Origin of the sequence: Gramella sp. Hel_I_59, from assembly GCF_006714895.1 — a bacterium.
In the GTDB taxonomy this organism is placed as follows: domain Bacteria; phylum Bacteroidota; class Bacteroidia; order Flavobacteriales; family Flavobacteriaceae; genus Christiangramia.
Genome location: NZ_VFME01000001.1, coordinates 3344853 through 3363388 on the forward strand (window position 1 = coordinate 3344853; position 18536 = coordinate 3363388).

Annotated in this window: 15 protein-coding genes; 7 read left to right on the forward strand and 8 right to left on the reverse strand. The window is 40.2% G+C overall.

What is annotated here, in order from left to right:
- Nucleotides 1-67: 67 nt before the first annotated feature.
- From JM79_RS15575 to JM79_RS15585, 3 genes are all read right to left on the reverse strand, one after another.
- Nucleotides 68-3064, reverse strand: a complete 2997-nt coding sequence (locus JM79_RS15575) for a T9SS type A sorting domain-containing protein (protein ID WP_141879040.1) — start codon at nt 3062-3064, stop codon at nt 68-70.
- A 120-nt stretch (nt 3065-3184) separates the two neighbouring features.
- Nucleotides 3185-4729, reverse strand: a complete 1545-nt coding sequence (locus JM79_RS15580) for a glycine--tRNA ligase (RefSeq protein ID WP_141879041.1) — start codon at nt 4727-4729, stop codon at nt 3185-3187.
- A 66-nt stretch (nt 4730-4795) separates the two neighbouring features.
- The gene (locus JM79_RS15585; protein WP_141879042.1) at nt 4796-5677 is read right to left on the reverse strand and encodes a hypothetical protein; all 882 of its coding nucleotides are present in this window, start codon (nt 5675-5677) and stop codon (nt 4796-4798) included.
- A gap of 62 nt (nt 5678-5739) precedes the next feature.
- On the opposite strand from JM79_RS15585, the gene JM79_RS15590 reads away from it, so the two are divergent.
- Both JM79_RS15590 and JM79_RS15595 read left to right on the forward strand, forming a co-directional pair.
- The gene (locus JM79_RS15590) at nt 5740-6420 is read left to right on the forward strand and encodes a phosphoribosyltransferase family protein (RefSeq protein WP_141879043.1); all 681 of its coding nucleotides are present in this window, start codon (nt 5740-5742) and stop codon (nt 6418-6420) included.
- 57 nt (nt 6421-6477) lie between these two features.
- On the forward strand, nt 6478-8082 hold the full coding sequence (locus JM79_RS15595) for an Ig-like domain-containing protein (RefSeq protein ID WP_141879044.1): 1605 nt from the start codon (nt 6478-6480) through the stop codon (nt 8080-8082).
- Here JM79_RS15595 and JM79_RS15600 read toward each other — a convergent pair.
- Complete coding sequence (locus JM79_RS15600) at nt 8069-8848, reverse strand: amidohydrolase (RefSeq protein ID WP_141879045.1); 780 nt, start codon at nt 8846-8848, stop codon at nt 8069-8071. The two genes, JM79_RS15595 and JM79_RS15600, sit on opposite strands and share 14 nt — an antisense overlap.
- A 103-nt stretch (nt 8849-8951) precedes the next feature.
- Here JM79_RS15600 and JM79_RS15605 point away from each other — a divergent pair, with 103 nt between their 5' ends.
- Complete coding sequence (locus tag JM79_RS15605; RefSeq protein ID WP_141879046.1) at nt 8952-9461, forward strand: DUF1440 domain-containing protein; 510 nt, start codon at nt 8952-8954, stop codon at nt 9459-9461.
- Here the strand turns inward: JM79_RS15605 and JM79_RS15610 are convergent.
- Genes JM79_RS15610 through JM79_RS15620 form a run of 3 tightly spaced genes read right to left on the reverse strand, consistent with a single transcriptional unit; the run spans nt 9458 to nt 14537 of the window.
- Entirely contained in the window at nt 9458-11926 is a 2469-nt protein-coding gene (locus tag JM79_RS15610) for a ligase-associated DNA damage response DEXH box helicase (protein ID WP_141879265.1), read from the reverse strand. The genes JM79_RS15605 and JM79_RS15610 overlap by 4 nt on opposite strands.
- Nucleotides 11926-13518 carry an ATP-dependent DNA ligase gene (locus JM79_RS15615; RefSeq protein ID WP_141879047.1) on the reverse strand — a complete coding sequence of 531 codons (1593 nt, stop codon included), beginning with the start codon at nt 13516-13518 and terminating at the stop codon, nt 11926-11928. The genes JM79_RS15610 and JM79_RS15615 overlap by 1 nt, the downstream gene beginning before the upstream one ends.
- Nucleotides 13515-14537: a ligase-associated DNA damage response exonuclease gene (locus JM79_RS15620; protein WP_141879048.1), complete on the reverse strand. Its 1023-nt coding sequence runs from the start codon at nt 14535-14537 to the stop codon at nt 13515-13517. Before JM79_RS15620 ends, JM79_RS15615 begins: the two co-directional genes overlap by 4 nt.
- A gap of 150 nt (nt 14538-14687) precedes the next feature.
- On the opposite strand from JM79_RS15620, the gene JM79_RS15625 reads away from it, so the two are divergent.
- Nucleotides 14688-15119: a TerB family tellurite resistance protein gene (locus JM79_RS15625; RefSeq protein WP_141879049.1), complete on the forward strand. Its 432-nt coding sequence runs from the start codon at nt 14688-14690 to the stop codon at nt 15117-15119.
- Here JM79_RS15625 and fbp read toward each other — a convergent pair.
- Entirely contained in the window at nt 15092-16138 is a 1047-nt protein-coding gene (gene fbp / locus JM79_RS15630) for a class 1 fructose-bisphosphatase (protein ID WP_141879050.1), read from the reverse strand. The two genes, JM79_RS15625 and fbp, sit on opposite strands and share 28 nt — an antisense overlap.
- Before the next feature lie 100 nt (nt 16139-16238).
- Here fbp and JM79_RS15635 point away from each other — a divergent pair, with 100 nt between their 5' ends.
- Genes JM79_RS15635 through JM79_RS15645 form a run of 3 tightly spaced genes read left to right on the forward strand, consistent with a single transcriptional unit; the run spans nt 16239 to nt 18509 of the window.
- Nucleotides 16239-16727 (forward strand): GNAT family N-acetyltransferase, encoded by a 489-nt coding sequence (locus tag JM79_RS15635; RefSeq protein WP_141879051.1) that lies wholly within the window; start codon nt 16239-16241, stop codon nt 16725-16727.
- Nucleotides 16728-16782: 55 nt separating this feature from the next.
- Entirely contained in the window at nt 16783-17256 is a 474-nt protein-coding gene (locus tag JM79_RS15640) for a GNAT family N-acetyltransferase (protein ID WP_141879052.1), read from the forward strand.
- 2 nt (nt 17257-17258) lie between these two features.
- Complete coding sequence (locus JM79_RS15645) at nt 17259-18509, forward strand: aspartate kinase (protein ID WP_141879266.1); 1251 nt, start codon at nt 17259-17261, stop codon at nt 18507-18509.
- Nucleotides 18510-18536: the final 27 nt, after the last annotated feature.

Genomic DNA, 18536 nt, shown 5'->3' on the forward strand with positions numbered 1-18536 from the left:
CGCAAAAATAACGCTATCTGAACTTTTCGTGGTCCCGGATAGCGTTATGATTTATTTAAAATGATCGTTATTTTACGATAAAGCGTTTTACTTTTCCAACTTTTCGGGTACCTACGCGAACCAGGTAAACTCCCCTCGCAGCGTACGACATATCCAGATCGTAGATATAACCGTCCCCTTCATTCAGGATCAGGTTTTCAAGTAGCAATTGTCCGCTAATATCATGAACTGTAAGACGTAGAGGTTCATTAAAGCTCGTTTCCATTACTACCCTGTGAAGACCTTCTACTGTTGGATCTGAAACCACGATCAATTCAGCTTCATTAAGGATAAAGTCTTCAATATCTAAAGTACTGTCAATGATATTTACTGAATAATCATGTGTTGTTCCATAAGCCATTACTGAACATGGATCATTTAGATCTCCATCAAAACTGGTATCACCAGCTCTTATTCTTAGTAAGTGTTGTCCCAATTTGGCATCTTCAGGTAAACTGAAATCATAAGTGAAAGGAGTATTGATTTCCGGAATCACTTCCGAAGTGATCAATCTTTCAGAATCTTCAAAAACCGCATTATCGTTTAGATCGATCCACATGGAAAACTTCTCCACATCATCATCTGCAAAATTGGTTTGAACAGTTACGCTGTAATCGTTTATTGATCGATCAAGATTCGTAGTACCTCCAATAAAATCAAGATATCCGGTAGTACATGGAATTCTTTCATTTACAAAATCATTGATCTCGAAATAAAATATACCGTCTCCCTGGGAACAATCTGAACCTTCAGGAATACAATCTAAATTAGCAACCGATGTTCTTTCTGAATCGTTCGATGGATCAAAATCGTTTGCTAATCTCGTTCTTGCCGTGATCGTGTATCTCCCGGAACTTGAGAAATTAGAAGTCTGATCAAAGGTATAAACTTCAAGACCTCCCACTTCAAGGGTACCATTAAAAACTTCAGAAACAGTAGCGTTATTTCCAACCTGATAAGAAACCGGGATATTGCTTTGAGGCTCTCCCCCAAAGTTCTCGATCGTAACCGTCACCTGCTCAGAAGCACTCAGGTTCTCTCCAGATTCCGGCGCGTCGATAGAAGTAACTCCAACATCATTAGGTGGTAAGTTCTTCACCTCAGCTTCAATACTATCGTTTCCGGGATTAACATCGCCCTCAAGATTGGTAGAAATAACCAGTGTATAAATCTGGCCTACTTCGGAAAGATCTGCGAGTTCAGAAAAATTAAATTCAGCAACACTTTCCCCAGGAATGGTTTCAGTATAGGTCTGAGTTACAGTTTCACCTCCATTTATGGTATAGCTAATCTCAAAATTAGATTGAGGATTAAGTCCGAAATTTCTAAGCCTGATGCTAATTTGTTCTGAAGCTGTTAAACTGGCATCTTCGGGACTTTCAAGGCTAATTACTCCAATATCGTTCAATTCTGTGGCAGAAAATCTGAAAACTCCTACTTTATTAAGACGCCTTGTTCCTTCAAAATATTCTGCATTATGCCAGAAGGTTAGATCATCTACCGGGTCAATGCTTAGATGCGCATAATCTCCATAACGTCCAAAAGGACTGGGCTGCGGACTCAATCCTTCCACAATGCTCTGTTCTTCGATACTCATGATTCCCAATGCATCATTTACGTACCTTCCGGTATAACGAATGGATGGGAAAATTGGATCCACTGGATTATCATCCAGAATTGTAAAACCAAGAGCTATATTTCCCCGGGCATCAATCCCAATACTTCCGCTAAATCTATCACTAGGATCCGGAGCGTAAGTACCTTCCTGGTAAACACTCCAGGCTGCTCCATCGTTTGGCTGTCTTAGTTCATACCAGCGAATGCCCGCATGTTCAGCAGGACTTGCATCCACATCTACCACAAAGTTCATAACCACCGAATTATGATCTTCGAACCTTCGATACTGTGTCATATACATCATGGCACCTTGTAAGGCATCTATATCTGTATCACTTCCCGGCTGAGCAAGATTTTTAAAGCTACCACCATCAAAAGTTGCTATAAATGGTGAAACACCATCTGTAAGTTCCTGGCTTAACCGAATGCTGGAAGATGAAAGATTTTCCCAGCTTACATCCATAAGCCAGATCTTTAAGTGATCCTCATTCACCCCGGCCCATTGATCGTCCTGTAAATAAATTATTGGTGCATCTCCAACAGGCGGAAGATCTGATCCCATCACACTGAAACCTGCCGGACTGTAAAATCCGTTATTCTGAATTCCCGGCAAGGGGAAACCTAGTATTCTAACATCATTTGCACCAGCCAGCATTTTATCACGCTCGAGTACGTAAACGATCTCTTTGCCCTGTGGTTCTAAAGCATCCTTGTTGGTAGTAATATAATAACCATCGCTCCAAAGCGAAATTTTTGGATAATCTGGCAATGATTCCAGGTCAAATCTATAGGTGTACCATCCACTATTTACAGGATCGGGACCCTGAGAAACTGCAAAAAGCAATGCCGCCGGGGAATTACTTGTACCTCTTGGCGCAAGATCATCGCTAAATTGCATGACCACGAACCTATCTGCCGACTCATCGTAGAAAACGATAGGATCCCCATCGGTTTCATCATTGAAAGCTCCACCAATACTAGCGAGCGAAGAACCAGGAATTAAAACATTTCCCTGCTTATCCCAGATCGCAAATTCAGAATTCCATGCGTTTACATAATGATTTCGGCCCACGGCACCGGTTGGATCTGATGGTGTTGATCTCGTATCTGCTCCATCAAATGTAAATATTGGAGCTTTCGCCGGGATCTCACCTTTTTTCTTTTGCACAGTAGGATCGTCCCTTTTTGGCAGGCCTTTCCCCGGAACGATCTTATTGATTCCCCGGTTTCTCGGATTATAAAGCTTTTGTTTTTTGGTAGAAGGGATCAATCTTTTCTTTGAAAGTGCTCCGGATTTAATTACGCTGGCAGAATCTATGAATGCAGGTCCCATTCTTTCTTTCTCCTGGGAAAAAACGTTCAGCTGAAAAAGAAATAAAAGAGGAAGTAATAGTATATATTTTTTCATCGCGAATGCATCAACTTCAATAATGACTAAAAATAGACATTATCAAATTTAATCAATATAAAAAAGGCAATTAATCGCTTAATTGCCTTTATATCGGGACTATACCAAAAATGAAAATTCCTATGCGAAATCTTTCATCCAGGTTTTAAAGTCGGTTTCTTTTCTAATCAATGCATCGAGTTCAGAGATTTTCACTCTTTTCTGCTCCATGGTATCCCGGAATCTCACTGTTACTGAATCATCTTCCAGTGAGTCATGGTCCACAGTGATACAAAGCGGAGTTCCGGCAGCATCCTGTCTTCTATATCTACGCCCAATGGCATCTTTCTCATCATACTGCACTCTAAAATCCCACTGAAGTTCATCAATGATCTTATGGGCAAGTTCCGGCAAGCCGTCTTTCTTCACAAGTGGCAATACTGCGGCTTTTGTTGGAGCCAGTACCGCAGGAAGTTTTAATACTGTACGAGTATTCCCGTCTTCCAGTTGCTCTTCTTTTAGCGAAGATGAAAGAACTGCCAGGAACATTCGATCAAGACCTATCGAGGTTTCGATCACGTAAGGCACATAATTTTCTTTAAGCTCAGGATCATAGAACCTCAGCTTTTTACCAGAATGTTCTTCATGAGCTTTAAGGTCAAAATCTGTTCTAGAATGGATTCCTTCAAGTTCTTTAAAACCGAATGGAAAATCAAATTCAATATCTGCCGCTGCATTTGCGTAATGCGCTAATTTTTCATGATCATGGAATCGGTAATTCTCTTCACCCAGACCTAATGATCTATGCCAGTTTAATCGTACTTCTTTCCATTTCTCGTACCACTCAAGCTCTTCACCCGGTCGTACAAAAAATTGCATTTCCATTTGTTCAAATTCTCTCATTCTGAAAATGAACTGTCTGGCTACGATCTCATTTCTGAAGGCTTTACCGATCTGTGCAATCCCGAATGGGATTTTCATTCTTCCGGTTTTCTGAACATTCAGAAAGTTTACAAAGATACCCTGAGCAGTTTCAGGTCTCAGGTATAAATCTGTAGCAGAATCGGCTGAAGCTCCAAGTTTAGTTCCAAACATAAGGTTGAACTGTCTAACTTCAGTCCAGTTCTTGGAACCTGTATCGGGATCTGCGATTTCAAGTTCTTCTATTAACTTCTTGACATCTGCAAGATCTTCATTGGTAAGTGATCGAGCCAGTCTTTCCAGGATCTCTTTACGGTCACCAAGATATCTTTGCACTCTTGGATTGGTCTGCCTGTACATTTCTTCATCGAAATCTTCACCAAACCTTTTCTTCGCTTTCGTTATTTCCTTTTCTGCTTTCTGAAGTAGCTTTTCAGCATAATCTTCTACCAGAACATCTGCGCGATATCTCTTTTTAGAATCTTTATTATCAATAAGTGGATCGTTAAAAGCATCCACGTGGCCAGAAGCCTTCCAGGTGGTGGGATGCATTAAGATCGAAGCATCTATCCCAACAATATTCTGGTGTAACTGCGTCATACTTCTCCACCAGTATTCCTTGATGTTTTTCTTCAGCTCAGCTCCATTCTGGCCATAGTCATATACAGCACTCAGACCATCATAGATCTCACTGGATTGAAAAATATACCCATACTCCTTGGCATGGGAAATCACGTTCTTAAAAAGGTCTTCTTGTTTTGCCATGGAACAAAAATAAAAAAACCGCCCTGAATAAGCTTCAAGGCGGTCTGTATTTTATGTTTTAATAATCTATCTCAAGCTAAAACTTCCATTTGCAAGAAGAACAGCGTCATTATAAACATAGACCTTATAAGTTCCTTCCAGTAGTTTGTCCTCATCTGTATTAGAAAGAATACAAACATCCAGTTCATCTTTCTCGTAGAATACTTTAGAAGATGCGCTATAAACCATTGCTCCACCCTCATGTTGCACCACGATCTGGTCACCTACAAGTTCATTTTCAGGATTATATACCTGAACGTACATGGTTTTCTCACCTGTATCTGCAAGATCATTTGCTGTTAGAGTAAAACAGGTTCTAATCTGGTCAATACGTCCCGTTCTATCATTTTCAACTAGTTTTCCACTATTTCTAACGATCACACCTTCTCCTTTTAAACCGGTGATCTTAAGACGTGCCGCCTTATCCACCTTTGTAGAAAGATTCTGGTTCGTATTACGCAAAGAATCTGAAAATCTTGTTCTTTCCTGTAGCGCAACGCTTGTACTATCCAAAGAAGTACTCAATTGTTGATTCTGTGCACTTAAACTATCGACAACGCGGAATAACCTATCTTTTTCAGCTTTAAGATTACCGATCTCTCTTCTATATCTTGAGATCATAACCAGGTTCGCCTCATTATCTTTTACTGAATCTAATAATCTGGTAATTCGATCACGTGCATTTACCAGGTCCTGATCCATCACTTCATTCTCATCGATCGCCTCATCATACTTGATGATAAGTTCGTTCAACTCATCTTCTATAACTGTTTTTTCCTTCTGAAGGATCTCTTTATTCTCCTTTTCTTCGTTATAGAATTTGATCGTGTAAATACTCAGGGCAATAAGCGCCACGGCAAGAACACCTGTAAGAACTTTTAATGCAGTATTGCTTTTATTTTCTGTCATTATGAATCAATTTAGTTTGTAAATTTATACGTTTAACCAAGTCTGGTACAAGCCATTAACAAATGTTTCACGATTTCATCAATCTTCTTTATCCGGCTTCCTGTCACATTTGCCAGGCAGAACTTGTGAAAAATGAGCATATACTTTGTACCAATTGCCTGCATGATCTTCCGGTTACCAGATATCATTTAGATAACGACAATCCGGTCAAAAAAATTTTCCAGGGCAGGGTAAAGATAGACAAAGCAACCGCATTATTACATTTCAGAAAAAAATCTGGGGTACAACAGCTTATCCATGATCTGAAATATCGCGGACACCAGGAAATTGGAAAATATCTCGGCGCATGGCTGGGAGAAGAGCTATCGGCTATTAATGATTACAAGAAAATAGATCTGGTTCTTCCTGTTCCTTTGCATAAATCCAGGTTAAAAGAACGTGGTTACAACCAGGTAGAAGCATTTGGAATCGAAATCGCCAAAAAATTGAATGCTCAATATAGATCTGATCTTCTATTAAAAGTAAACGCCATGCAAACACAAACCAGAAAAGGCAGGATCTCCAGATGGGGCAAAATTGAACAAACGCTCGAACTTCACAAGCCCGATGAATTGAAGGGAAAGACTGTGCTGCTGGTTGATGACCTGGTTACGACCGGAGCTACCCTGGAAGCCTGTGCTCATAAATTACTTGAAATAGAAAATATCAGCATATCTATCGCTACCATGGCAATTACACACTAAGCATTACGTTGTAATTCAAAATAATTGTTTCTTTGCTAAAAGAATTCCCTTTCATTCATGAAGAAAAGAGTACCCGGTTTTATTCTCGTTTTGATACTTCTGTTCACCACAGTACAGTGTGCAAAGAAAGGAATGCCCGAGGGCGGACCGGTAGATGAAGATCCGCCAAAATTCTTGAGAGCAAACCCCGAAAACTTTACTACTAATTTCGACAAGGAGGAAATCCGAATTTACTTCGATGAATATATAAAGCTGGACAAACCTTCCCAACAGATCATTATTTCTCCTCCCATGGTTCCAAAACCTAACATCATGCCATTGGGAACAGCAAGAAAAGATATCAAGATAGAGATCACTGATACCCTGGAAGAGAATACTACCTATGCCATTAACTTCGGAAAATCTATCGTAGACAACAATGAGGGGAATCCCTATGATTATTTCAAATATGTATTTTCAACAGGAGATTATATAGATTCACTGGCAGTTTCTGGAATTGTTAGAGATGCTAAGCTGAAAGAACCTTCAGAAGTAATATCTGTAATGCTTTATGAAGCCGATACTTCTTATACAGATTCTATAGTTTTCAAGGAAACTCCAAGGTATATCACATACTCCCAGGATAGCACTTTTAATTTCAGTCTTGAAAATCTAAAAGCGGGTACCTACAGAATGGTTGCACTTATGGATAGCAACGATAATTACCTGTATAACCCTAAAAAAGAAAAAATTGGTTTTGTAGAAGGTGATATTACGATTCCTACTGAAGAAACCTTTGAACTTACAGTTTTCAAGGAACAGCTCGAATTCGAACCTAAAAGGCCCAATCATTTTAAAGGGAACCAGATCATTTTTGGTTACGAAGGATATGCAGATCCCGATAGTATTAAAATCGATTTACTATCTGCCAGACCTGAAGGTTTCCGCTCTAGAATAATAAAGGACCCTGTAAAAGACACCTTATATTACTGGTATAATACCAGTCCGGAACTGGATACTCTAATGTTTGCGGTGAATTCTCCAAGAACGCAGGATACTCTAATCGCGAGAATGGGAAATCTGGAACGTGACTCACTGATGGTTTCAACCGAAAATGGCGATTTGATCAAAGACTTCAAGTTAAAAGCAAACACGCCAATCATTGAGTATGCTGCAGACCAGATCAGGATCATGGATATGGATTCTGCTGATGTTCCTTTCGAAGCTGAATTTGATCCATTGCTGAATGAAGTGAGACTGAAATTTGAGAAAAAGCCAGCAAACAATTATAATATTACTGCATTTCCAGGTGCAATTACAGACCTTTTTGAAGAAACCAATGACACGATCTATAAGAATATGACCACTAAAGATCTTTCAGCATTTGGTACTATCATCATTGATCTTCAGAATATTCAACAATTTCCAGTGATCGTACAGTTAACTAATATTAAAGGTGAAATTCTCGCTGAGCAATATTCAGAAGACCGGTCGAATTTCACTTTCAATTATCTCAATCCCGGGGATATCCTAGTGCGTGTTATTTTTGACAGCAATGCTAACCAAAAGTGGGACACAGGTAATTTCCTGAAAAAGATTCAGCCAGAAAGGATTCAGTATCTAAGAGACACTTTAGAAGTGCGCGCTAACTGGGATCAACCTTATAAATTTAGTCTAGACTAAAAGAATCACGATCCTGTAAGAATTTCATTTTCTCCCGGGTTTCCAGCATTTCCTTTTTTGATAGTTCGAATTCCTCCACGAATTCTTCAGATCTATTCAGGCCGGTGATCGCATTACCTAAAACATCGTAAGCAGCAGAATGCCCGTTGTAAACATAGCCATCACCATCTTCGCCGGTTCTATTCAATCCAATGCAGTAGCTCATATTTTCGATGGCACGCGCTTTTAGTAATGCATCCCAGGCATTTACACGCTTTTCTGGCCAGTTGGCTACATAAATCAATAGATCATAATCTTCGGTATTTCTGGCCCATAAGGGAAATCTCAGGTCATAGCATACCAACGGACAAATCTTCCAACCCTTATATTCAACGATCAACCTGTCTTTTCCTGCAGTATATGTAAGATGTTCCTTGGCCAGAGTGAAGGTGTGTCGTTTGTCATAAATTTTATAATCTCCATCAGGAAATACGAAAAAGAGTCGGTTATAATATTCGCCATGATCTTTGATGATCACACTTCCCGTGATCGCAGCATTTTTATGCTTAGCCGTTTCGATCATCCAGTTGAGGGTCTTTCCTTTCGTTTCTTCAGCAAGATTTTCAGCATTCATACTGAAACCTGTCGTAAACATTTCCGGCAGTACAATAAGTTCTGTTTTATCACTGATCGCTTCTATCTTTTCTGAAAACATCTGCAGATTCGCTTCAGAATTTTCCCATTGCAGTTCAGCCTGAATTATGGCTACTTGTAATTTATCATCCATACTCAAAAATATAAAATTCGTGTAAAGCTGTGCCAAAGCAGTGTTAAATCATTGTGCAACGCCCGCTTTATAAATAGTTTTATTCCACAAAAAAATCAAAATCATGAGTGTAGCAAATTTCTTTCAGAAGGATTCATATGTTTCTAATACAAGTCGTAGCGTAATTTCAGGTTTTATTGGTGGTCTTGCCGGGACTGCTGTTAAGACCCTTATTGAGCAGGTTCTTCCGGTTAGAGAAATCGACCAGAAGTCTTCTCAAATGAAGATAGTAGACGACCTTTCGACTAAGATCACAGGTAGCCCGGTAAGCACTCACAATGAAGCACTGGCAGAACAGTTAGTGAACATCCCAATGGGTGGTTCTCTTGGAGCCGCTTATGGCTATGGTAAAAAGAACCGTTTTGGCCTTAAACCTATGGACGGGATCATTTTTGGTGCTACGACCTGGGCTTCTACTCACGAAACTTCTTTACCAATTCTGGGTCTTGAGCCAAAACCGACAGATGTGCCTGTAAGAATGCAGATCAATGAGCTTTTTGCCCATGTTGCCTTTGGAGTAACTACAGAACTGGTAAGACATTATATCGATAAGCAAATGAGAGAGAGCAACTAAGCCTCTAATTGCTTCAGCATCTTTTTGATCCTATCTTCCAGCTTTTCTGAAGATAATTTTTCACGCATTCTATCTGTAATGATTGGAAACGAGAAGGGTGTTGGTTTCGCACATTTTTTCCAGACGATCGTTTGTTTCGAAATTCTATCAAGGGAGATTCTTAATCTCCCTTCTTCTAACTGATGCTCAAAAGTCTCCCGAAAGGCTTGCTGATACAGTAAATTGTCCTCTTCATAATCTCTGAAAACACTGAATAATAATTGCGAATTCGACTGAAGGTGTTTGCTTTTGATCAGCTTATTTGGATACCCGGTAAATACCAATCCAGCAATCACTGCTATATCGCGGAATTTTCTACGGGCCATTTCCGTAGAGTTTAAACTTTTATAGAGATCATCCATAAGATACTCTGCAGAAAACAGATTGTTATCCAATATCTGCTGCATATCAATTTCTTGATCTGAAAGTAATTCGAATCCGTAATCATTGAATGCGATCGAAAAGCTGATTGGAACTAGCAAGCTGATACGGTAAGCAAGTAAACTACCCAAAGCTTCATGCACAAATCGCCCGTCAAAAGGATAGAAAACCGCATGATAACCTTCCCTGGTTTTGAAAGTTTCTATTAAAAACTCATCTGCCTTTGGAATGATTGAATCTCTCTGTTGTCTCTTAAAAATAGGTTTTAAAGCTTCAAATTCAGGACTGGTCTTCTCATCCTGCTCTAATGCTGAAGCTTCATACATTTCATCGCGTAATAATTCACTCATTTGAGCGAAGAAGGTCATTCTTCCACCAGACCAACTAGGAACTTTAGCCGTTTTCTTCTTAGATTTCCTAACCAGCACCTGCATGTTCTTAATTCGAACGAGTTCCAGGTTTCTACCGGCAAAGGTAAATACATCTCCGGGTTTCAATTTGGAAATAAAGAACTCTTCCATAGTTCCTATATAGCCCCCCTTTATATACTTTACACTCAGTACCGCGTCGCTAACAATAGTTCCAATTTGAAGTCGGTGGCGCATGGCAACTCCCCGATTATTGATCTTAAACTTTCCATCTTCCTCAATCTCTACTTTTTTATATTCATCATAAGACTGAAGACTCTGGCTGCCTTTGGTAATAAAATTCAGGATCCATCGCCATTGATCTTCGGTGATTCCCTGGAAGCAAAACGTACTGGCAATTTCTGGAAAGATCTCTTTTGGGAAGAAACCGTTGGAGACCGCCAGCGTATTTAAATATTGAACTAAAACGTCAAAACTCATCAGGTAAGGAACTCGATCCTCTACCGCCTTTTTTACTACGGCCTTTTGTAAAGCTGAAGCCTCGATCAACTCTATTGCATGTGTTGGCAGAAAATAGATCAAACTTACTTTTCCCGGCTGGTGACCACTTCTACCCGCCCTTTGTAAAAATCTCGCTACACCTTTAGGTCCGCCAATTTGCACGATCGTTTCCACCGGCGCGAAATCTACTCCTAGGTCAAGACTTGAAGTACAGACCACGGCTTTCAAACTTTCGTTTCTTATTGCCTGCTCGACCCAAAGCCTGGTTTCTTTATTAATACTTCCATGATGCATGGCTATTTCACCGGCAAACTCAGGGTATTTACTCAGCAATTTCTGAAACCAGAGTTCACATTGCGACCTGGTATTGGTAAAAAGCAGAGTGGTTCTGGATTCCTTGATAATAGGCACGACCTCATCCAGCAAATGCAGACCTAAATGCCCTCGCCAGGGAAATTTCTCCATTTTCTTCGGAATGATAGATCGTACATCGATCTTCTTTTTCAAGAATGCTCGCACCAAAACCGAATTTTCAAAGGCTTTTGACTCTGGCCCAAGCAGTACTTCCCTTGCCTGATCAAGATTCCCGATTGTAGCAGAAATACCCCAGATCCTTAAATCTTTAGAGATAGTTTTTAATCGGGACAGACCTAATTCTACCTGAACACCTCTCTTAGTCCCGAGAAGTTCATGCCACTCATCGATCACGATCGCCTGTAGGTCCTTGAATGTTTTGTCGTAGTTTTTGGAAGCGAGCAGCAATTGCAAGCTTTCCGGGGTTGTAATGAGCAGATCTGGCATGGAGCGTTTCTGCGCGGCCCGGTCCTTCTGGGAAGTATCGCCGGTCCTGATACCCACGGTAAACTGCGTTCCCATTTCTTCCGCAAAGCGTGAAGCGGCCTGTTCAATTTCTACACTTAAAGCTCTAAGCGGAGTGATCCATATCGCCTTCAGACCTTTCTTATGCTTCGATTTATAATCCGGATTTTTACGAATATATTCCAGTACTATTGGAACCCACAATGCGTAAGTTTTCCCACTTCCGGTAGGCGCATTCAATAATCCGTTTTTCTTCTGAAGATAAGCTGTCCAGGTATCCTTCTGAAATTTAAAAGGTTTCCAGTCCTGTCCCGCAAACCAGTAATCTGCCAGTCCTATGAGTTCAGCCCGCTTCATCATGGTATGAGCGCTTTTAGATCATCCAAAGTATTGGCTTCCTCGATCTTTTTATCCAATCTCCAACGAAGTATCCTGGGGAACCTTGTTGCAACACCACTTTTATGTCTTTTAGATTCTGCTATTCCTTCAAAAGCAATTTCGAATACGTAATGTGGAGTTACACTTCTAACCGGGCCAAAGCGGTCCAGCGTATTTCGTTTGATCCAGGCATCCAGCTTTCGGAATTCTTTATCGGTAAGTCCGGAGTAAGCCTTTGCGAAAGTCACCAGTTCCTTTTTTTCTTCATCCCAGAGCCCGAATGTGTAATCTGTAAATAAATTACTTCGCCTTCCATGACCTCGCATGGCATAGGTAAGTACTGCATCTATGGTGAGCGGATCAACTTTCCATTTCCACCAGTCGCCTTTTTTTCTTCCTACGAGATACGGAGAATCAAGTCTTTTCAGCATTAATCCTTCCGACTTTACTTCTCTCGAATTTTCGCGCTCTACAGCTGCTTCTTCCCAGTTTTTAAATCGTATACTTTCTGAAAGATGCAAGGGCAGCTCTTCACTTCGAACTTCGTGATATAGCTTTTCCAGTATCTCACGTCTCTCTCCAAATGCTGTATTCCGAATGTCTTCACCTTCCCATTCCAGAATATCATAAGCTTTTAAAATAACCGGTGTTTTTTCAAGAAGCTTCTTACTAACATTCTTACGTCCAATCCGCGTTTGCAGATCATTAAAAGTTCCAATTTCACCATCTGGAAATGGTAGAATTTCTCCATCGATGACCGTACCATTGGGAACAACGCCAACCAAAGCTTCAAATTCAGGGTATTTATCGGTTACCAATTCCTCTCCACGTGACCACACAAATAACTGGTCATTTCTAATAATTACCTGCGAACGTATGCCATCCCATTTATGCTCTGCGCTCCATTCTGAAACGTCTCCAAGTGCATCAGGTTCATCTTCAATGGCGTAAGCCAGATAAAATGGATAAGGTTTTGAAAGAAAATCCTCTTCGTTTTCCTCGAGAATAAGCTTATTATAGGTAATCTTTGAAGGTTCCCAGTTCCCCATTAATTTATAAGCAAGGATATCTTCATCAATTTCAGTAGCTTTTGCCAGAGCACGAGTCATCAATTTCTGACTCACTCCAATTCTAAAACTTCCGGTTATAAGTTTGGTAAAGACGAAACGTTCGTAATAATTCAGATTTAACCAGTTATCAAAAAGATATTCCTTTTTTACTTCTTCTGGCTTTTTCTTGAGTTCAAGGATCTCCTGTAAGAATTGATTCAGACTCTTTTCCGTAGAACTGTCACTCTTCGGAATAACAAGGGCAATAGTTTCAGCCAGATCTCCAACAATATGATAGGATTCTTCAAACAGCCAGAGCGGAATATTCGCTAATTCTGAAGCCCATTCCCGCATGAGGGTTGTATTTACCGGTCTGGGCGGTCTTCGATGACTTAAAATCGCAATGGTCCAGACTTTGTCTTTGTCTTCAGCATTTTTAAAATACTCGGTAAGAGCTTCAACTTTCAGGGTAGTTTTATTGGTACTATCCAGTGTTTTGATCAAATCTGCAAATGCTCTCATTCCGAATCCTTTTCTTTATCGCTTTCCAGTTGCCCAGTCTCACTTTCGTATTGAGTTTCTTCAGTTCGTGCGTCGTAACCCTGTTCGCGCAGATATTTCGAAAATATATCGGTATATCCATGAGTACAAATCACTTTTTCACAACCAGTTTCTTTGATAGATGATAATAAACCCTGCCAGTCACAATGATCACTGAGTACAAAGCCTTTATCGATCGCTCTTCTTCTTCTGGCACCACGAAAAGTCATCCATCCACTGGCTGAGGCGGTTACATAAGGCACCATTTTCCTGATCCAGGTACTTCCATGAGCACTTCCCGGGGCCAGTACGATATTACCTTTTAATTCTTCCTTCGTGGTTTCCCTGGTCACTCTTGTAGTTTCATGAAAATCCATTTGAGAACGTAATACTTCTGTCATATTCTCAATGGCTCCATGAGTATATATTTTTCCAATAGATGGATCTAAATGCTTCAGTAAACGCTGGGCTTTTCCGAGGGAATAACCGAAGAGAACAGAAGTCCTCCCATCTGCCTGGTTTTGCGCCCACCAGTTATTTATTTCAGCAAAAACCTGCTCCTGTGGAGTCCATTTAAAAGCGGGCAATCCAAAGGTGCATTCAGTAATAAAAGTGTGGCATTTTACAGGCTCATAAGGGACCGCAACACCATCATCCTCCGTTTTATAATCCCCGGTGAAAACCCAGACTTCACCCTTATACTCGACCCTGATCTGGGCAGAACCAATAATATGACCTGCTGGATGCAACGAAAATTTCACTCCGTTGATCGTAAAGATTTCATTCCACTTCTTGCCGGTGACATTAATTTCTCCCAGCCTGTGACTAATAATAGGTACATTGCTGTGATGCGTTATATATTTTTTGTGACCATACCTGCTATGATCTGCATGACCATGTGATATAATCGCTTTATCCACAGGTTTCCACGGATCCAGATATACATCTGCAGCAGCACAGTAAATTCCTTTGTCATTAAAAGCCAGTAGCGGTGTTTCCATAAATTCTGAAGAAAATTGAATTTAAATAATACTCGATTCAAACGGAAAGGATTAAGAAAAGATTAGCGAACGACTAGCAAGAATAATGCTGGCTTTGCGTAATTAAAGTGTGGGATATCTTTATATTTGTAAGACTAAATTATACTACAAATGTCCTTTTCAGATTTATTTGGCTCAGGAGAGCATCTAAGAAACTTAAGTCATTTCGCATCGATCGTAAATCTTGCAGCCATTGACGGTGAGATTAATGATAGAGAAGAGAAATTACTTCAAAGATTTGCCCGTAAACTGGATATTAACGAAGCTGAATATGCTAAGGTGATCGAAAACCCAAAAGCATTTCCTCTTACTGGATCCAATAGTGTTGAAAGAAGATTAGAGCGCCTGCACGATCTTTTCAAGATCATCTTTGCAGATAATGAGATCGACGAAGAAGAAACTGAACTTATTAAGCGCTACGCGATAGGCCTTGGTTTTTCCAGCCAGGCTTCTGAAGGAATTATCGAGCGTTCTATCCAGATCTTTAGCGGACAGTTAAACTTCGATGATTATCGTTATTTGCTTGAGAAAGATAATGACTGAGACTGATCTTCAGTTTCAGCTTTACGCATAAATTCTTCAGCTTTTTCCACCATTTTCCTGCTTCCGCAGAAGAAAGGCACACGTTCGTGAAGCTCAGTAGGTTTTATATCCATAATTCTCTGGAAACCATCACTGGCTTTACCTCCCGCCTGCTCTGTTAAATATGCAAATGGATTGCACTCATAAAGAAGTCTCAATTTCCCATTATTGGCTTTGGAACTCTTAGGGTACATGAAGATACCACCTTTAATCATATTCCGGTGAATATCTGATACCATCGAACCAATATACCTGGAAGTATAAGGACGATCTCCCTGTTCCTCCTGGCAGTATTTGATATAATCTTTTACACCCTGTGGGAAATGTATGTAATTCCCTTCATTAATGGAATAGATCCTTCCATCTTCAGGAAATTTCATATCAGGATGAGAAAGATACCAGGATCCCAGTGCAGGATTTAATGTAAATCCATTCACTCCATGACCTGTCGTATATACCAACATCGTTGAAGTTCCATAAATAATATATCCTGCGGCCACCTGCATATTCCCGGGTTGAAGAAAATCCTCCTTCTGAACAGGAGTCCCAATAGGTGTCACTCTTTGATAGATCGAGAAAATAGTTCCTACAGATACGTTTACGTCTATATTCGAACTACCATCCAGCGGATCCATTAATACAACATATTTATTTTTATGATCGCGTTTATGCCCTTCGATCCGGATAAAATCATCATTCTCTTCGGAAGCGATTCCACAAACGATCTCCCGATTCGTTAGGGTCTGAATAAACTTATTATTCGCATAGACATCCAGCTTTTGCTGGTCTTCACCCTGAATGTTAGTCTCGCCATAAGCCCCGATGATATCCACTAGTCCGGCTTTATTCACCTCGTGATTTACTACTTTGGCAGCTAGCCGAATAGAATTGATAAGTCTGGATAACTCTCCGGAAGAACCCGGGAAATCTGACTGGTTTTCAATGATAAATTCTCCGAGAGTTTGATTTGGCTTAGACATGAAATTGGGTTTCTGGCCGCTAAAGTATTAAATTTTGATCTTACTATAACGATTTCGCTGGCAATACTACTATTGTTTAAATTTGTAGAAAAGTATTTATATGGAAATTAACATTAGAAAGGCGGAAGCCCGGGACATGCAGGACGTTCTCGATCTTATAAAGGAACTCGCAATCTTCGAAAAGGAGCCAGACGCAGTGATTATTTCAGTAAAAGATCTTATACAAGATGGTTTTGGTGAGCAACCTCTTTTCACCTGCTTTGTTGCTGAAGTTGAAGGGAAGATCCACGGAATGGCTCTTATATATTTCAGGTATTCAACCTGGAAGGGAAAAACTGTTCATCTTGAGGATCTGGTGGTTCGGGAAAGCTACAGAGGCAAAGGCCTGGGATCTGCTCTTTACAGCCGGGTGATCAAATTTGCTTCCGAAGAAAATGTAAAAAGAACAGAATGGGTGGTTCTAAACTGGAATAAAGATGCTGCCGATTTCTATCGCAGAAGTGGTGCTAATGTCATGCAGGACTGGGATACGGTACAAATGGATGCAGATGGAATGCATGCCTATCTCCAAAATAAAAATATGCTTTAATAAGGCTTTAATAGACTTATCATCTACAATCCCTATTTTTGTTAAAATTTGACTTATGGAATATACAATTAGAGAGGCCAGACGTGAAGACATGCGGGATGTTCTGGAACTTATAAAAGAACTTGCCGCACATGAAAACCATCTCGATGATGTAGAGGTAGATGTTGCCGCACTGGAAAAAGAAGGTTTTGAACATGAAAACTTTAAATGTTTTGTAGCCGATGTTTCCGGAAAGATCGAAGGAATGGCGTTGGTATACTTCAGGTTTTCTACCTGGAAAGGAAGAACCGTACACCTTGAAGATCTTATCGTTCGTGAAAGTATGCGTGGAACAGGTCTTGGCGGAGCTTTATACCAGCAAGTTGTGAAATATGGTCATGAACATGGCGTTAAACGTATAGAATGGGTCGTTTCAGAAGGAAATAGAAATGCGATCGAATTTTACGAAAATACGGGTGCGCAGATAAAGGAGAGCTGGAAGACCGTGCATATGGAAGAAAGTGGCATCCATAAAAATGTGAAAAAATAGTGATCAAAGTATTTAAGTTTGGTGGTGCTTCAGTAAAAGATGCTGAGGGCGTACGTAATCTTTTGAAGGTTCTTGAAGTTACTGGAACTGCAGAAAAACTGATCGTAATTTCTGCGATGGGTAAAACAACGAATGCTTTAGAGTTTGTTGTACAGGAATACCTGCAAAATTCCAGAGTTTCAAGTACCCTGGAAGAGGTGAAAACCTATCATCTGGAGATCATGCAGGAGCTTTTTCCAGATACAAGAGCAAAGGTTTTTACTAAAATTCAAAGGCTTTTTACCGAACTTGAAAACTTTTTAGAACATAATAAATCAATACAATACGATTTCGTTTATGATCAAGTGGTGAGCTTTGGTGAATTGCTTTCTACCACTATTGTTAGCGAGTACCTTAATGCTCAACAGATTCCATCACAATGGCTTGATGCCCGACAATTTATTAAAACCGATAGTACTAATCGGGAAGCTCAGGTAAACTGGAGTAAAACTCAGGACCTCGTACTCAGCCATATCGATACGTCAAGGCTAAATATCACTCAGGGTTTTATTGCTTCAGATGCGAACAATTTCACGACGACATTAGGTCGGGAAGGATCAGATTATTCAGCTGCGATCCTGGCCTATTGCCTTAACGCTGAAAATGTGACGATCTGGAAAGATGTGCCTGGAGTTCTGAATGCAGATCCGCGGCACTTCACTGAAACTCATTTACTCAACCAGATCTCCTATGAAGAGGCTATAGAACTTGCGTTTTATGGTGCTTCAGTGATACACCCAAAAACATTACAGCCATTACAAAGAAAGGAAATACCGCTTTATGTTCGCTCTTTTATTAATCCTGCGGAAGAAGGTACTGCTGTAAGTAAAGGCAGGACTATTTTTCCTGAAGTACCCTGCTTTATCGTAAAGAAAAATCAGGTATTGATCTCATTGTCTTCCCTGGATTTCAGCTTTATGGTGGAAGAGAATATTTCTGAAATATTCCGGCTTTTCCATAAATATCAGATGAAGGTGGATCTTATTCAAAATTCGGCTATTAGTTTCAAGGTTTGCGTAGATAATAAATTCAACCAGCTTGAAAAACTTATCCAGCATCTCAAGGCTCGGTTCAAAGTGGATTACAAGACAGGTGTTTCTCTTTATACTATCAGGCATTTCAATGCTGAAGCGATCGCTAGCCTGGAAAAGGATAAAACCGTACTTTTAAAACAATTGACTCAAAACACCGTTCAACTGGTAGCTGAAGATTGATTTTAGGTCAAAAACTAACTAAACCAG

Coding starts and splice junctions, on each gene's coding strand:
- JM79_RS15635 (WP_141879051.1), top strand. CDS start 16,239: ATGGAAATTAACATTAGAAAGGCGGAAGCCCGGGACATGCAGGACGTT.
- JM79_RS15600 (WP_141879045.1), bottom strand. CDS start 8,848: ATGGATGATAAATTACAAGTAGCCATAATTCAGGCTGAACTGCAATGG.
- JM79_RS15605 (WP_141879046.1), top strand. CDS start 8,952: ATGAGTGTAGCAAATTTCTTTCAGAAGGATTCATATGTTTCTAATACA.
- JM79_RS15610 (WP_141879265.1), bottom strand. CDS start 11,926: ATGAAGCGGGCTGAACTCATAGGACTGGCAGATTACTGGTTTGCGGGA.
- JM79_RS15615 (WP_141879047.1), bottom strand. CDS start 13,518: ATGAGAGCATTTGCAGATTTGATCAAAACACTGGATAGTACCAATAAA.
- JM79_RS15590 (WP_141879043.1), top strand. CDS start 5,740: ATGTTTCACGATTTCATCAATCTTCTTTATCCGGCTTCCTGTCACATT.
- JM79_RS15585 (WP_141879042.1), bottom strand. CDS start 5,677: ATGACAGAAAATAAAAGCAATACTGCATTAAAAGTTCTTACAGGTGTT.
- JM79_RS15620 (WP_141879048.1), bottom strand. CDS start 14,537: ATGGAAACACCGCTACTGGCTTTTAATGACAAAGGAATTTACTGTGCT.
- JM79_RS15625 (WP_141879049.1), top strand. CDS start 14,688: ATGTCCTTTTCAGATTTATTTGGCTCAGGAGAGCATCTAAGAAACTTA.
- JM79_RS15580 (WP_141879041.1), bottom strand. CDS start 4,729: ATGGCAAAACAAGAAGACCTTTTTAAGAACGTGATTTCCCATGCCAAG.
- JM79_RS15595 (WP_141879044.1), top strand. CDS start 6,478: ATGAAGAAAAGAGTACCCGGTTTTATTCTCGTTTTGATACTTCTGTTC.
- JM79_RS15575 (WP_141879040.1), bottom strand. CDS start 3,064: ATGAAAAAATATATACTATTACTTCCTCTTTTATTTCTTTTTCAGCTG.
- JM79_RS15640 (WP_141879052.1), top strand. CDS start 16,783: ATGGAATATACAATTAGAGAGGCCAGACGTGAAGACATGCGGGATGTT.
- fbp (WP_141879050.1), bottom strand. CDS start 16,138: ATGTCTAAGCCAAATCAAACTCTCGGAGAATTTATCATTGAAAACCAG.